Source organism: Amycolatopsis lurida, assembly GCF_900105055.1.
Classification (GTDB): Bacteria; Actinomycetota; Actinomycetes; order Mycobacteriales; family Pseudonocardiaceae; genus Amycolatopsis; species Amycolatopsis lurida.
In genome coordinates this window covers 270,025-285,086 of the sequence record NZ_FNTA01000002.1, presented here as the reverse complement: position 1 = coordinate 285,086, position 15,062 = coordinate 270,025, and the positions used below count along the sequence as shown (strand labels likewise).

General features: G+C 69.8%; 11 protein-coding genes. 6 read left to right on the top strand and 5 right to left on the bottom strand.

Annotation, left to right across the window (positions count from 1 at the left end):
• Positions 1–83 precede the first annotated feature (83 nt).
• The 3 genes from BLW75_RS01440 (at position 84) to BLW75_RS01425 (ending at position 3,609) form a co-directional block, all read left to right on the top strand.
• Complete coding sequence (locus tag BLW75_RS01440; RefSeq protein ID WP_034307877.1) at positions 84–1,253, top strand: FAD-dependent monooxygenase; 1,170 nt, start codon at positions 84–86, stop codon at positions 1,251–1,253.
• On the top strand, positions 1,253–2,842 hold the full coding sequence (locus tag BLW75_RS01435; protein WP_091596504.1) for a serine/threonine-protein kinase: 1,590 nt from the start codon (positions 1,253–1,255) through the stop codon (positions 2,840–2,842). The genes BLW75_RS01440 and BLW75_RS01435 overlap by 1 nt, the downstream gene beginning before the upstream one ends.
• A 545-nt stretch (positions 2,843–3,387) precedes the next feature.
• Positions 3,388–3,609 carry a hypothetical protein gene (locus tag BLW75_RS01425; protein ID WP_034307879.1) on the top strand — a complete coding sequence of 74 codons (222 nt, stop codon included), beginning with the start codon at positions 3,388–3,390 and terminating at the stop codon, positions 3,607–3,609.
• A 149-nt stretch (positions 3,610–3,758) separates the two neighbouring features.
• Here the strand turns inward: BLW75_RS01425 and BLW75_RS01420 are convergent, their stop codons facing one another.
• The 3 genes from BLW75_RS01420 to BLW75_RS43330 all read right to left on the bottom strand — a co-directional run bounded on the left by BLW75_RS01420 (position 3,759) and on the right by BLW75_RS43330 (position 8,522).
• Positions 3,759–6,629, bottom strand: a complete 2,871-nt coding sequence (locus BLW75_RS01420; protein WP_241783389.1) for an AfsR/SARP family transcriptional regulator — start codon at positions 6,627–6,629, stop codon at positions 3,759–3,761.
• Positions 6,630–7,041: 412 nt separating this feature from the next.
• A complete protein-coding gene (locus BLW75_RS01415; RefSeq protein ID WP_034307882.1) occupies positions 7,042–7,230 on the bottom strand; it encodes a hypothetical protein in 189 nt (62 codons plus the stop codon).
• 611 nt (positions 7,231–7,841) lie between these two features.
• Complete coding sequence (locus tag BLW75_RS43330) at positions 7,842–8,522, bottom strand: OB-fold nucleic acid binding domain-containing protein (RefSeq protein WP_091596498.1); 681 nt, start codon at positions 8,520–8,522, stop codon at positions 7,842–7,844.
• Positions 8,523–8,638: 116 nt separating this feature from the next.
• Between BLW75_RS43330 and BLW75_RS42655 the strand changes: the two genes are divergently transcribed.
• On the top strand, positions 8,639–8,809 hold the full coding sequence (locus tag BLW75_RS42655; protein WP_158005367.1) for a hypothetical protein: 171 nt from the start codon (positions 8,639–8,641) through the stop codon (positions 8,807–8,809).
• Between the two features lie 25 nt (positions 8,810–8,834).
• On the opposite strand, the gene BLW75_RS01405 is transcribed toward BLW75_RS42655, so the two are convergent.
• Positions 8,835–10,130, bottom strand: a complete 1,296-nt coding sequence (locus BLW75_RS01405) for a flavin monoamine oxidase family protein (protein ID WP_034307884.1) — start codon at positions 10,128–10,130, stop codon at positions 8,835–8,837.
• Between the two features lie 86 nt (positions 10,131–10,216).
• Positions 10,217–11,755, bottom strand: coding sequence for a PucR family transcriptional regulator (locus BLW75_RS01400; RefSeq protein WP_091596495.1), 1,539 nt, complete (start codon positions 11,753–11,755; stop codon positions 10,217–10,219).
• A 194-nt stretch (positions 11,756–11,949) separates the two neighbouring features.
• Here BLW75_RS01400 and BLW75_RS01395 point away from each other — a divergent pair, with 194 nt between their 5' ends.
• Positions 11,950–13,398: a purine-cytosine permease family protein gene (locus BLW75_RS01395; RefSeq protein ID WP_241783391.1), complete on the top strand. Its 1,449-nt coding sequence runs from the start codon at positions 11,950–11,952 to the stop codon at positions 13,396–13,398.
• Position 13,399: 1 nt separating this feature from the next.
• Entirely contained in the window at positions 13,400–15,028 is a 1,629-nt protein-coding gene (locus BLW75_RS01390) for an amidohydrolase (protein WP_034307886.1), read from the top strand.
• Positions 15,029–15,062: the final 34 nt, after the last annotated feature.

Sequence of the window (15,062 nt, the reverse complement as noted above, 5' to 3'; positions counted from 1 at the left end):
TGTGCCTCAAACTGGTTGAGCAGTCGCTCAAACCCGCCTATCCTCCCCTCTGTTGAGCAGTCGCTCAAAAGGAGAGAGGGTCAATGGCTGAGCGCATCGTGGTCGTGGTGGGCGGTGGGATCGGCGGCCTGGCCGCGGCAGTGGCTCTGCATCGGCGCGGTTGGCGGGTCTCGGTGCTGGAACGGGCCGGCGAGTTCACCGAGGTCGGTGCGGGTCTTTCGCTGTGGCCGAACGCGATGAGCGCACTCGCAGCGCTCGGCTTGGCGGAACGGGTGCGTGCGCTCGGTTCGGTGGAAACGGCGGGCGGTGTACGTGATCGCACGGGGCGCTGGCTGTCCAGGATGGACAACGCCGAGATCGCGCGGCGTCACGGCCAGCCGCTCCTGGTGGTGCGCCGGGCGGACCTGGTGCGGGCGCTGGTCGAGGAGTTGCCGGCGGAGTCGTTGCGGCCAGGCAGCGAGGTGCACACCGTGCGCCCGGATGGTGAGGCCGTGGTGGTCGAGCACCGGGGCGGGATCCTGCGAGCGGATCTGGCAGTTGGCGCGGACGGCGTGCGTAGCGAACTGCGACGGCAGTGGTGGCCGAGTGCGAAAGGGCCCCGCTATGCCGGCTACACGGCTTGGCGCATGATCACGGAGCCGCTCGCCGAGCTTCGGACCGAAGGCGCCGTGATCTGGGGGCGCGGCGAACGAATCGGTTACACCACGCTGCCGGGCGGGCGGTTCTACTGTTTCGGGGCCGCCACTGTGCCCGCTGACGGCGCCAGCATCGATGGTGAACACGCCGCGGTGCGGCGACGGTTCGGTGACTGGCCCGATCCGATCCCGGCGCTGCTGGCGGCGGTGCCCGAAGACAGTGTGCTCCGTCATGACGTGTACGACCTGCCGCCGCTGTCGACCTACGTGCGCGGCAAGATCGCACTGGTGGGGGACGCGGCGCACGCGATGGATCCGATCCTCGGGCAGGGCGCCTGCCAGGCTTTGGAGGACGCGGTCACGCTCGCCGACTGCCTAGACGCGACCCCGAACATCGGGGCAGCACTGGCTCACTATGACAGCTTGCGCCGACCACGGACTCAGGCGATCGTCCGCCGATCCGCCCGGCTCGGGACCGTCGCCCAATGGTCCTGGTCACCGGCGGTGATAGCCCGCGATCTGGCCACCAGGGTGGCCCCAGCCGCCGCGACCCTGCGCGCCATGGCGCCCATTCTCGGCTGGACGCCGCCCATACCGACGGCCGGGGCGGGGCTCTGATGCCCGACTGGACTTATCAACCGCTGCGCGGGATCGCGGCCGCACTGCTGGGAACACGCCGATCGCAGCGGGCCGCACTGCGGACCCTGGCCGCGATCGGATCGTTGCCCGGCGGCGGTCGGCTGATCGCCCGAGGGTTCGGACACCGCCACCCGCCGCCGCACCTGGCCGGCTCGGTCGCCGGCGTCCCGGTGCGCAACCGGCTCGGCGCGGTGGTGCCGCCCAGCACGGCCCGGGACGCGGTACGCGCGTTGCCCCCACTGGGGGCCGGGCTGATCGAGGTGGCACCGGTCGGTCTTGCCGACGTCCCAGTGGTGCGCGCGGCCGCCGCGGGCCGGCGTGTCCCGATGGTGGTGCACGCTACCGGGCCGGATGCGGCGGACGTGGTGACCGCGTTGGCGCGGCACGTCGACGCGGTCAGGACCGAGCACGACCCGAACATGGTTCACGTGTCATCCCCTTCAGTGGCGCGGGCCGCCCAAGCGCTGATCGAGCCGGCCACTGCGGTGCTGGCGACACGCGCGGTGCTGGTGCAGGCTGGCCCGGGCTGGTTCGCCCGGGTGACCGAGGCAGCGACACCCACCCATCCGGCCCCCTCGGTGCGCGACGTCGGCTGGGATCCTCGGCGGTGGCCGGCGTGGTGGTGGGGGCTGATGGTCGGCCTGGGCATGATCGGTGCCGGCCTGGGTGCCGCCGCGATCACCCTCGGACCGGTGCTGCTGTGGTACGACCGCGAGTTCCTGGGCATGGGGGTGGATCGGCTGCACGCGATCAACCACCACCTGGTGCATTTCCTGCAACACGACCGGATCACCATGGCCGGGACGATGGTGGCGATCGGCGTGCTCTACGTCGGCATCTCGATCGGCGGCATCCGGCGGGGATGGCCCTGGGCCCGCGAGGCCTACCTCGCCTCCGGGTGGATCGGGTTTCCCACGTTGCTCTACTTCCTGGGTTTCGGGTTCGTGGAGCCGCTGCACACCGCGGTCACCGTCGTGCTCTTCCCGATGTTCCTGGCCGCCACCCGACGCCGCCCGGCTCGACCACAGTGGAAAATACGATCGGAGGGACCGCAACGCCAGTGGCGCAGGGCACTGGTGGGGCAACTTCTGTTGGTATGCACCGGGATCGGACTGTTCATCGGAGGCGCGGTCGTGTCGACGGTCGGCTTGGCCGAGGTGTTCGTACCCAGCGACCTGGAATTCCTCCAGGCCGGGCCGGACGCGTTGCGCTCAGCCAACCCGCGACTGCTGTCGTTCATCGCGCACGACCGGGCCGGCTTCGGCGGGGCGCTGATGGCCGCCGCCACCGCGATCACCCTGCTGAGCGCGTGGGGATGGCGCCGGGGTGAGTCCTGGGTCTGGTGGTCCCTGGCCCTGGCCGCGACCGCGGGATTCCTCCCCGCGGTCCTCGTACACGGCACGATCCGATACACCGACCTCGGCCATCTGGCACCGGTCTTCGTCGGGATCGGTCTCGCCCTGACTGCCCTGATTCTCGCCCGCCCCTATCTGTGCGCACGCCCGGAGGCGGTTCGCGAGCCCGCGGCATCGAACCCGCCGGCGCGCACTCCGCCCTGGACGCCCTAGAACGCCTGGCAGTTCTCGTCGAAGTGATCAACGACCTCGGCCCGGTCGCCCGCCGCGCACTACGCAGCACACTCCGCAAGTCACCGACATAAAGAACAACCAGGTTGTGACGGATACGTGAACAAGTTCCTCACATCCGCACATCCGCTCATCGGCATGAGCGGACGCTGCTGGTTCGTTTGTGCCACCGCGTCTTCGACCGGTGCGGCTGCAGCGCTCGACGAGTTCCACGACCTTGGCGCACCACACCAACACGTGAAGGCGCGACGACGATCGGCGAGTCGCCAAGGCCCAGTCAGATGGCCCAGCGATGATCAATCTTAATCCAACGGCATATTTGCCACTATTGGCCAAGATCAATAATATTTGACCAGGTCACCACGCCAGGCAACGCCATCGCATTCGAGGGGCGGACCAGCGGCCGCAAGTACGGCACTATTACGGGCTGGATCCAAGACCGCAACACCTGGCTCGCCTGCGCGAACTTCTCCGGCCAGCCGGGCGACAGCGGCGGCCCTGTCTTCACCCACGACACCAACGGCCGGGTGTACGCGGCGGGGATCATCATCCTGCGCACCGGCGGGCACACCTGCTTCATGACGATCGACAACTTGCTCGCCCAATGGAACGCCTGGTTGCCGGTGTTCAGTGCGGTCTCGACACAGAGTTCCGCCACCCGGCCCGATGCCGGCCTGGCAGCCGACAGCACCGGTCCGGTCGGAAACCCGCTCCAGGGTCTCGTTGAACTCGAGCGGCTCGGCGGCTGAGCCCACCACGCCTGGCTCCATCCCGCGCCGCGTCGACCAGCTCGCCTACGCGGCCGGCGGAGCAGGGTTGTTCGTCTTGTACTGGTGGCCCGTGGGGAGCGCACGCTCAAGCTGAAGCCTGAGGCGCGGCATGCCGAACTTCCCGCCCGCTACGTCGTCTCGTCCAGGCCCGACGGCCTGATCGACTCCAGTGCCGGACCAAGGTCGTCGAGTTGCCGTTTTACACGCGCGGCGTCATCGTCGCGGCCTTGCTCCTGGTACAGCTCCAGCGCCTCCAGCCATACCTGGCTGGCCCGCTCGTGCTGTCCGAGGGCCGTGTGAGGGTGGCCCACGCGGTCGAGGGTGCTAGCGACCTCGTAGGTGTGGCCGAGGGTGCGGAACAAGATGAGGACCTGGTGATAGTGATCGAGGGCCTGCTGGTGGTCGCCGGTGCGGTGAGCGATGAAGCCGAGACTGTCCAGGGCGGCCGCCTCGCCCTCGAGGTCGTGGTGGCGATTCAAGGTGAGTGCGGCGTGGCAGTGGTCGCGGGCGGTGTCGAAGTCGCCCAGGCGCGCGGCGCACCAGCCCACCCCGTTGAGTGCGTCGGCTTCCTGCACCGGCTGGCCAAGGGCTCGGTAGAGGTCGAGGGCGTGCCGGGCGTGGTCCAAGGCCCGCCGGTCATCCCCCCGCAGTTCCCAGGAGATCGCGAGCGCCCGGTGGGTGTGTGCCTGTTCGGTGGGGTCGTGGTGGCGCATCGCCAGTTCGAGGGCCCTGTCCAGATGCCCGGTGGCCTCCTCGTGCAGGCCCAGCAGAGCACAGGCGGAGCCGAGACCCCGGTGGGCCCGGCTGCGGATGGCGGGGTCGGGCAGGTGTGCGGCGGCGTCCACCGCGGCTCGCCACACGGTGAGTGCGTCGCGCCGGTGCCCACGCCGGTAGAGGAAGGTGTCCAGCGCCCAGGCGAGGTGCCAGACGACGTGGTGGCGATCCAGAGCGGCGGCGGTGCGCTGGGTGGCCAGCTGGGTGGCGTACTCGGCCTCCAGCCACGCCAACGCGGCCGCGGCGTCTGACAGCGGGTGCGGGTGCACGCCAGGCGCGGGCGGGTCGGGCTGCACGAGTGCACGGAAGGGTTCCAGGAGACGGCCGGCGGCGGAAGCGGTGTGCAGGTAGAAGTCCAGCACTCGCACCAATGCCATCTCCCGCATGTTGTCGGGCAGGTCGTGGGCGGTGGTGGTGGCGTAGGCACGGACCAGGTCGTGCATCGCGTACCGGCCGCGCGGCTGCCGTTCGAGTAGGGATGCCTCTTCCAACGCCGACAACGCTTTGCGTGCACGGACAGACGGCAGGCCGGTGAGGGCGACGACCGCGGGCAGGGTGATGTCAGGGCCGGGGGATACGCCCAGCAGTGTGAACACCGTGCGGTGCTCGTCGGTGAGCCGGTGCAGGGACCAGGACAGAACTGCGGGCAGGCTGGCCGCGGGGTCGGTCTCGTGGTCGAGCATCTCGAGGCCGAGCTCGCGCAGTTCGGCGGCCACCTCGGCCAGCGGGATGGCCGGGCGGGTGGCGGCGTCGCGGGCGGTGATCGACAGGGCCAGTGGGTAGCCCTCGCACAGGTCGATCAGGTCGTCTATGGCGCCGGGTTCGGCGGCGACACGGTTTGCGCCGAGACGTGCGGCGAGCAGGGCGCGCGCCTCGTCATGGGTGAGCACACCCAGGGTGAAGTGCCGGGTGCCGTGCCGGTCGATGAGGGAAGCGAGCCTAGTCCGGCTGGTGACCAGCACGGTGCAGGACGGGCTACCGGGCAGCAGGGGGACGACTTGGTTGGCGGTGGCGGCGTTGTCCAGGACGATCAGCATCCGCCGGCCCGCGACCAGGCTGCGGTACAGCGCGGCTTGTGCGTCCGTGTTGGTCGGGATCCGGCCGGGGTCGACCCCGAGAGCGTCGAGGAATCCGCGCACCGCCACCGCTGACGCCATCGGCTCTTCACTGGGGCTGAACCCGTGCAGATCCACGAATAGCTGCCCGTCGGGGAACCGCTCGATGCGCTCGTGCGCCCACGCCAGGGCCAGCCAAGTCTTGCCGATACCACCCGCCCCGCCGATCGCCGAGATCATGACCGTGGCGGCGGCTGGTGTCCCCGAATTGGTCCCCGACGGTATCGGGTCCTCCTCCGGTTCGGCGGTCAGCGCGTGGTCCAAGCGGGCCAATTCGGTGCCGCGGCCGGTGAACCCCCGTGGTGGCACGGGCAACTGTCGGGGCGTCGGCTGCTCCGCCTTCGGGGCTGTTGCGCGCGTGATCGCCGTCGAGGGTGGGGCGAGGGCGGGATCGGTGTCGAGGATGCGCTGATGCAACACCTGTAGTGCGGTGCCGGGCTCGGTGCCCAGTTGCTCGATCAGCCGGGCACGCAGTTGCCGGTAGTGGGCCAGCGCGTCGGTGGTGCGCCCGGCGCGGTGCAGGGCCAATATGAATTGGGCGGCGACGCGTTCGTCCGTGTCTTCCTGTTCCGCCAGCGCGAACAGTTCGGGCAGCACCTCGGTATGCCGGCCGCAACGCAACGCGACGTCGACGCGGTCGAGCCGGGCGGCGACGCGTTCCCGCTCGAGACCGGCGCGCACAGCAGCCAGCCACGGGGTGTCCAACCCGGCAAACGGCTCGCCTCGCCACAGCCCTGTTGCCTCCTCCAATAGCGCCAGCGCCCGCGCGTCGTCTGCGCCGCGGGCCTGCTGTACGAGGTGACGGAATCGGAGCAGGTCCACCGCTTCCGGGTCCACCTCCAGCACGTACCCGCCACCCCGCCGCACGACCGCGACCTCACCCGCCAGCACCCGTCGTAGCCGCGACACGTAATTGCTCGCCACCGCGCGGGCCTTATAGGGCAACCGATCCGCCCACACACGGTCCAGCAGCTGCTCCATCGTGACGACCCGGTTCGCCTCCACCAGCAGAACCGCCAACACACAGCGCTGGCGCGCGTGACCGACCTCCACCACCCGGCCATCAACCCGCAGCTCGACCTGCCCGAGCACACGCAGCTCTGTCCCCACGATGCCCACCTCCCCAGGCCCCTTCCTACTCCGCCCGCACATCGCCTTACGACCGCTGATCAGACGATTGCCACAACGCGGTGAAGCCACGATGACTCAGGAGTCCACTGTTTCACCACGTCCGGATCTGCAGGCTGAGGCTCCTGTCAAGACGGATCTGTCCTGGTCGATCCATGTTCCAGCTGGGACCGGCCGTGGCATCCCCTCGGTAACGAGGGCAGAGCGCCGGTAACGGCCTTAAGAAACTCTTCGAAGAACGGAGCGCAATGAAGACACGCATGACCATCGCTACGGCCGTGACCACGCTGATCACCGTGCTGTCTGCTACGCAACCGGCGGTCGCCGCACCTACCCGTACCACGGCTGCTGTCTCCGCCGCACCGGTATGCGGAGAGCTGTGGAGCTCGAACAGCTACAAGGTCAGGTGCAGATCCTGGATCTGGGGTACTTCGTACTCGGCCGAGGGGGAATGCACCGACGGTACCCGATCAATTCCCAGGTACGGCCGCGTGAAGTTCACCGGACCTGCCAATACGTGGGGCGACTTCAGCGGATTCACCTGCGGGCCGGGTGAGTGGTTGGTGTACGGCAGGGTCGACATTCGTTGACGCTCGACGGGTAACACGTCGCCAGGGTGTGCAAAGGCGTGGATTACGCCTGTTTTCCGCTTGTGCTGGGTGGCCGCTACACCGCGTGCGGAGTACCCAACGGCAACGGTTGGATTCCGTCGCGATCGAGGTCGATCGCGACGGAATCAAGGAGGGATACGCGGTCAGCGCTTGCCTCGAGGACTGGTAGACATCCTGATGGCGTTAGTGAGGAATGATGCTTCCTCGTCGAAGGCGAGTTGCCTGGCCACATTAGGGCTACATCTCAAAGCTGAACCGCCGCCTGATCGCCAGCATCTCTGTTGACGCGCCGGAAAGCACGACTCCGCGTGTCTACTCTAACCAGTACTGCGACAAGTGCGCTGAGGCATAGCGCGAATCGCGTGTGTCGACAGTCGACAACCTGCGGTGGCGGATGAGATTCGACACCCTTGATGGGACGATTCACGTGACCGGTGAGACTCCGAAAACTCCACTGAGAACGAACCCGAACTCTCCGCACGAAACCTCACGAGAATGTCGTAAATGACATCATACGACACGATTGATGAGATCATGACATCATTCGTGAGACCCTACATGCCCTAAGGGATCCTGTACGCCGTCACCGGAAGTCACGCGATGTTGTGGCGAGTCCGCGCAGGTCCAGTGATTCGAAGTGGTCAGCCGCGAGGCTGGTGACGCCGTGGTGGGATTGGATGACGCCGTGGACAAGCAGCGCGGGTGAATTGCGCACGACCTTGTGTTCCCGATTCCAGAGACGTTGTGTCACGACGATGTTGAGCATGCCGGTTTCGTCTTCGAGGTTTAGGAAGGTGATGCCGCCGGCGGTGGCTGGGCGTTGTAGGTGGGTGACGGCTCCGGTGACCCAGACCGTGGCGCCGTTACCCGCGCCGGTGACGGCGGCAGCGGTGAGCGCGCCGCGGCCGTCGAGGTATTCGCGCAGGTACTGCATGGGGTGCTCATCCGGGGAGATGCCGGTGGCCCGCAGGTCGGTGGTGGTGATCTCGAGGGCGGTCATGCCAGGGAGGGCGGGGGCATCGAGGCCGGAGGCGATGCCGGGCAGGTGGGTGTCGCGGCTGGCGGAGGCGAGTCCGGCGAACGCCGCCGGGTAGTAGCACTTGACGTAGGCGGAGGCGTAGACCAGCAACGCGAACGACAGATGTCCTTGCCGCGCGCCTACCGGACCCCGCTGCAGGTGCGGGAACCACTCCCCCAGCTTCGTTCGCTCACTCGGGGTGAGGGCGACCAGCGACCCGACCCAGCGGGTCTCGAGCGCTACCACCGAGAGCTGTGTCTTCGGCTAGTCCGCTCGCTCCGTCGCCAGCTCTAGGGCGTCACGTTCGCCTTACCTCTCAATAGCACTCTCCTTCTGGGAGTCCTCGCCGACAGCAACAAACGGTGCGGCTCGGGATCCTCGGCCTCGCCGTCCTGGGAGGACGCACCTGGCACGTCGGCCGCGTGAAACTTCCGGCTACTGATCGATCCTCTGTTGAGCAGAACGTGCCGGCGACGTTCGCCTATCGGCACGCGATCATCGCTTCTCAGGTTGACCGTTTCCTGTTCGCGTAGGGCGTCGACGGGCCCTGCCGGGTCCTCACAGCACCGCCAGCAGCTCGGCGGCGGCGCGGCGACCGCTGTCGATCGCACCGTCGATGAAACCCGGCCACCGCTGGGCGGTGTGGGCCCCGGCGAAGTGCACCAAGCCCTCCGGCACGGCGAGATCCCGTTCGTAACGGGAGATCTGCCCGGCCCGGAACGTCGTCCAGGTGCCACGCGACCACTCGTCGTCCACCCACTCGTACGTGGTCGCGGCGACGACCTCGGCCTCGGGCGCGAACTCGCGCACCGCCCGCTGCACGTCCGCCACGTCGTGCCCGTCCACCCGGTCGTGCTCGGGCGCGAAGCACACCAGCACCACACCATCGGGCACCGTGTACATCGCGCCTACGTAGTCGAACCTGGTACCCCAGCCGTATCCGCTCAGGTCGTCCGGCACGTTGCGGGCCAGCGCCCAAATCTTCTGCCCCTGCCCGGCATGGTTCTCGGTGGAGATGGCCAGCTTCGCCGGGGACAGCGCGGGCGTGAACTCGATATGCCGCTGCACGCCGAGGGGAACGGTGACCAGCACTCGCCGCGCCGTGACTTCTCCGCCGTCGTGTCCGACGACGACGTGGTCCGCCTCCTGGCGAACCCACCGCACCGGCGTGCTCAGCAGGATGTCCGCACGGCTGTCTTCCGCCAGCGCCGTGGCGAGCGAGGCGGTGCCGTCGTCGAAGGTCCGGCCGAGCACGCTGGCCCGGACCATGCCCCAGACGGAGTTGCCCATGGCGGCGAGCCAGCGCAGGACGTCCAGTGCGGAGCCGGTGTCGGCCGAGGCGTTGCCGCATCCGCAGAACCAGGAGATCAGCAGTTCCCGAGCGTTGCCCTTCAAACCGGCTTCGTCGGCCCACTGGCGGATCGGCACGTCGAGGTCGGCCAGACCCTGTCCGGCCAACGGGCGGTCCACGTCGAGCCGCGCGCCGGCGGCGATCAGGGCGCGGACCGCGAGTTCCAGGTCCTCCAGTTCGGCGGGCGGCACCGGCAGCAGCGACTCCAGCACGCGGCCCCGGTCGGACCAGGTCATCCGGGCGGGTAGTTCGCTGTCGCTGACCGCGATCCCGTAGCGGTCGACCTCCTCGGTGACGAAGGTCTGCTCGGGGACGATCCACGTGCCGCCCATCTCCAGTCCGACCCCGTCGAACAGGTCGGTCCGGTACCAGGTGCGGCCGCCGATCCGGTCGCGCGCTTCCAGCACACGCACTGTCCGCCCTGCCGCGCCGAGATCGCGTGCGGCCGTCAGCCCGGCGAATCCCGCGCCCACGATGACGACATCGACTTCCGGAGAAACCATCGAACACCTGCCTTCTGTCAGCGTGCACGGCAACGTACGTGCGACGCCCCGCACCGGTCGATGGACGCGAAGTCCAATTCGGCCGATCAATGTGGACGCGGTGACGAATCCGGTGCACCCACACGACCGGTCTCGACGTAGGCGAGCGCGTCCCGGGCCTCCAGCGCGAGCCACAACTCGTAGCGCGCGGACGCGGTCGTCAGTGTCCGGCCCGTGAGCTGCTCGATCCGGTCGATGCGGTTGCGCACGGTGTGCCGGTGCACGCCGAGGCGCTGCGCCGTGACGTCCCAGGCGGAGTTGGCGTCCAGCCACGCCCGCAACGTGGCCAGCAGCTGCCCCCGCTGATCGGCGGCGTCGACCGGCGCCAGCACGGTGTCGGCGAACGACGCCAGCAGCTCCGGCGGCCCCAGGGTGAGCAGCAGTCTGCTGGGGCTGTGTTCCCCGGCCTCGGCGGGACGGCCAAGGCGCGCGCTGGTGGCCAGCAGTGCCCGCGCCTGCCGCAGCGAGACGGCCGCCGAACCCGGCCGCAGTGCCGCGCCGACGCCCGCCGGGCGCTGCGGAGCGAACCGGTCGAGCAGCGCGATCACGTCCACTTCGTCCACGACCAGCGCTTCCACGGTGTCCTCGGACCATCGCACGAGACCACCTGGCAGCACGAGCGCGAGATCGGCGGCCAGGTCGTCCGCTTCCCCCACCCCGGCCACCACCGCCAGGCCCCGCACCGAGGGCGAGGCCAGCCTGAACGTGTCCAGCAGGGACTCGGCCTTGTCGTCGGGCAGCCCGTCCAGCAGCCGGGCCAGCGCCTCCGCACCGGCTCGCCGTCGCGGTTCGTCGGCAAGGTGCCTGCGTTCCAGCTCCAGCGTCAGCAGCGACACCAGCGCGGCGTCCAACGTGCCCGGCTGCGGTTGGGGCGGCCGGGCAAGCAGCACGTGCCCGCGCAGCCGCCGGGCGCCGATCGGCCGCACGGCCACGGTCAGCCCGTTCACCGCGACCGACGCGCTGCCCAGCAGCCCGCGGCCGCCGACCTCGTCCAGCACGGTGCGCCCGGCGGCGAGCAGGGCGGGCGCGGACTCGCCGACGGCGACCAGTTCGCGGCCGAGCAAGTCGGTCACCACGGCGGCGCGACCGGTCGCGTGCAGCCACACCTTGAGGATCGCGTTCAGGCCACCGCCCGAGGTCGCGGCGACGGTCAGTCTGCGTTGCACGTCGACGGTGTGCTCCAGTGCGCGCCGGTCCTCGGCGGCCAGCGCGGCGAACACCGCCTTGGTGACCGCGATGAACGGCACCTCGTCCGGCACCACGAGCAGCGGCAGCCCGGCGGCCTCGGCGGCGGCCACCAGCTCACGGGGCGGCTCCCGGTGCGGCTGGCCGTGGCCGACGCCGAACGCGAGCGCCGCCGCGCCGCCCTCGACGACGTCCCCCACGAATCCCCGGCAGGACCGACGGTCCGTCGGCAGCACCACACCGGCCGTCATCAGCAGTTCCCCGCCGTGCAGCCACTCGCCGGGGCGGGCCAGCTCCGAGACGTGCGCGGCTTCGATCACCCTGTCGCGGCCGCCCTCCCCAGCGATCAGGGTCAGGCGGAGATCGCGCAGAGCGAGCAGGTCGGCGACAGTCAGCGGCATGGACGCAGTGTCCACAGCCACGCGAAAAGTTCAACCCCGCGTCCATCGACGCGGCCGGGCGGCCCGCCCTACCGTCCCCACACCCCGTGACCCACATCTCAGAGCCTGTGGGCGGTGGCAGGGCACGCCCTGCCGACGTCGATCGCGGACGCGGGTTCACCAATACGTAGCGGACACCGCTGGAGGCCCCCGCCGTGATCCAAGACCCCGAAAGCCGGGCGGTGCCCGAACCGCCCGCCGCACCCGAACCCGCCTCCGCCCAGGCCACCCGTATCGAGACGCACGGTATCGACGTCATCGGCGACGAGGAGCGGCACGGCCGGGCGCGCGATCTGTTCGGCGTGTGGGCCGCGCCGAACGTCAGCTACCTCAGCCTCGTGGTCGGCGGCGCGCTCGTGGTGCTGGGCCTGAGCCTGTGGCAGGCGCTCGGCATGATCCTGGTCGGCAACCTGTTCTGGCTGCTGGTCGGGCTGATCTCGGTCAGCGGCCCGGCCGCCGGCACGCCGAGTTCGGTCATCACCCGTGCCATCTACGGCGTTCGCGGCAACCGGGTGCTGGTCACGTTCAACGGGTCGCTGATCTCCGTGTGCTACGTGGCGCTGAGCCTCTCGGCGGCGTCGGTGACGGCGTTCAGCCTGTGCACCAGGTTCGGCCTGGAACTCGACACGATGGGCAAGGCGCTGGTCATCGTCGGCGTGGCGGCGGTGACACTGGTGATCAGCGTCTACGGGCACGCCACGATCATCAAGCTGTACCTGCCGCTGGCCGTGGTGCTCGCGGCGGTGTTCGCGGTACTGGCGTTCTTCGTGCTCGGCGACGCCGACTGGAGTCACCGGCCACCGCAGGAGCTCCAGGGGCTCGACCTGGTGGCGGCGCTGGCCGCCGGGCTGGCCATGGTCTCCTCCGCCCCGCTGTCCTACAGCACCAGCGCCGACTTCGCCCGCTATCTGCCGCGCACCACCAAGCCGTCGGCCATCGTCGGCTGGACGGCGGCGGGCGCGTACCTGCCGAGCGTGCTGTGCACCGCGCTGGGCGCGATAGCCGCCACAGCGCTGGACATGAGCGATCCGCAGACCGCACTCACCGGCGTGCTGCCGGGCTGGTTCTCCCCGGTCTTCCTGATCGCCATGATCCTGGGCGCGATCGCCAACAACGCGCTGATCATCTACAGCTCGGGGCTGGCGCTCCAGGCGATCGGGATGCGGATCCGCCGGTCGCGCAGCGTGCTGTTCTACGGCACGGTCAGCATCCTGCTGACCATGTACGCGCTGCTGGTCTCGAACTTCCTGGACACGGTCAGCCGGATGCTGCAGATGATGGTGGCGGTGCTGGCTCCGATCATGGCCATCTACGTCGCCGACGTGCTGCTGCGGCGCAACCGGTACGACGGCCACGCGCTCGGCGACCTTCGCCGGGGCGGTCCATTCTGGTACCGGGGCGGGGTCAACTGGGCTGGTTTCGCCGCGCTGGTGGTGGGCGCCGCGCTCGCCGTCGAGTGCCTGGCCGTGCCCGGTGTGCACATCGGGTTCCTTGCCGAGCTGGCAGGCGGGATCGACCTGTCGCTGCCGGTGGGGCTGATCGTCCCGGCGCTGATCTACGTCATCGCGATGCGTTCGTCGTTCGACCCTTCACCCAAGGAGTGACATGAGCAAGCCGGAACGCGTCCACTACCGGGGCGGCCGGATCTTCACCGCCGACGAGCCCGCGTGGGCGGAGTCCATGATCGTGAGAGGGGAGTCGATCGAGTTCGTCGGCGACACCGCGACGGCGGACGGGATGGCAGACGGCGCGCGGCTGGTGGACCTGGGCGGGGCGTTCGTGCTGCCCGGTTTCGTGGACGCGCACACCCACCTGCTGGGGATGGGCGAGGCACTGCGGCAGGTCGACCTGTTCGACGCCGCCGACGTCGCCGAGATCCAGTCCAAGGTCCGGGAGGCAGCGGACGCCGACCTCGATGCGCCGCGCGTCCTTGGCCGAAGCTGGCTGTTCGGCGCGCTGGACGGACGCGGCCCGGAACGGGGCCTGCTCGACGCCGCCGTGCCGGACCGGCCGGTCTACCTCGTCGCCAACGACCTGCACTCGACGTGGGTCAACAGCGCCGCGCTGCGGGAGCTCGGGATCACCGCGGACACCCCCGATCCGATCGGCGGCCGGATCGGCCACGACGAGGCGGGCGAGCCGGACGGCATGCTGTACGAGGCGGCCTCGTTGCAACTGGCGCGGCGTTTCCTCGACGCGGCGCGCAGCGACGACGAGCGTGACGCCGCACTGGCCTCGGCGTTCGAGCGGTACCTGTCCGACGGGGTGACCGGCGCGGTGGACATGGGGCTGGGGCAGGACGATCTGGACGCGCTGGAGCGGGCACTGGCCCGCAGCGGCGGCCGGTTGCCGCTCAGAGTGGCAGGGCACTGGCTGATCGAACGGACCGGCCGCACCGAGGACGACCTGCGGCAGGTCCGGCAGGCGGCGGAACTGGCCGGGCGGCTGTCCGGGCCGTGGCTGCGGGTCACCGGCATCAAGCTGCTGGTGGACGGCGTGATCGACAGCTGCACGGCCGCGATGAAGGCCCCGTTCGCCGAAGGCAGCCACCCCGAGCCGATCTGGGACCTGGCCGCGCTTTCTCCTGTCGTGGCGGCCGCGGACGCGGCCGGGTTGCAGGTGGCGCTGCACGCGATCGGCGACGAGGCATCGGACATCGCACTTTCCGCACTGGAGCACGCGATCGAGGTCAACGGGCCGCGCGACCGGCGGCACCGCCTCGAGCACGTCGAGGTGGTGACCGAGGAGAACGTACGGCGACTCGCCCGGCTCGGTGTGGTCGCGTCCATGCAGCCGGTGCACGCAGACCCGGCGATCCAGGACAACTGGCGGGCGATGCTCGGCGACGACCGGGTCCGGCGCGGGTATCCGTGGCCGGAGCTGACCGCCGCCGGCGCGGTGCTCGCGTTCGGCTCCGACGCACCGACCGCACCCCACCCGCCGCTGCCGAACATGTTCATCGCCACCACCCGGCGATCGGCGGCCGACCCCGGGCTGCCGCCCAACATCCCCGAGTACGCCCTGCCCTTGGCCGACGCGCTCGCGCACGGCACACGAGACGCCGCGTACTCGTGTCGGTGGGAGGGATTGACCGGGCGCCTGACACCGGGGCTGGCGGCGGACTTCGTGGTGCTGGACCATGATCCGTTCGCCGAAAGCGCAGACTCGTTGTTGCGGACGAAGGTCCGGTTGACCGTGGTCGCGGGTGAGGAGCGTGTCGGAACGCTGTCCTGATCCGCGTGCCAGGCTGTTTCCGGGAGATGCGACG

What these genes read in the sequence shown, in the direction of transcription:
- BLW75_RS01440 (WP_034307877.1), top strand. Translation starts at nt 84, where the DNA reads ATGGCTGAGCGCATCGTGGTCGTGGTGGGCGGTGGGATCGGCGGCCTG.
- BLW75_RS01435 (WP_091596504.1), top strand. Translation starts at nt 1,253, where the DNA reads ATGCCCGACTGGACTTATCAACCGCTGCGCGGGATCGCGGCCGCACTG.
- BLW75_RS01415 (WP_034307882.1), bottom strand. Translation starts at nt 7,230, where the DNA reads ATGTCGACCCTGCCGTACACCAACCACTCACCCGGCCCGCAGGTGAAT.
- BLW75_RS01405 (WP_034307884.1), bottom strand. Translation starts at nt 10,130, where the DNA reads ATGGTTTCTCCGGAAGTCGATGTCGTCATCGTGGGCGCGGGATTCGCC.
- BLW75_RS01400 (WP_091596495.1), bottom strand. Translation starts at nt 11,755, where the DNA reads ATGCCGCTGACTGTCGCCGACCTGCTCGCTCTGCGCGATCTCCGCCTG.
- BLW75_RS01390 (WP_034307886.1), top strand. Translation starts at nt 13,400, where the DNA reads ATGAGCAAGCCGGAACGCGTCCACTACCGGGGCGGCCGGATCTTCACC.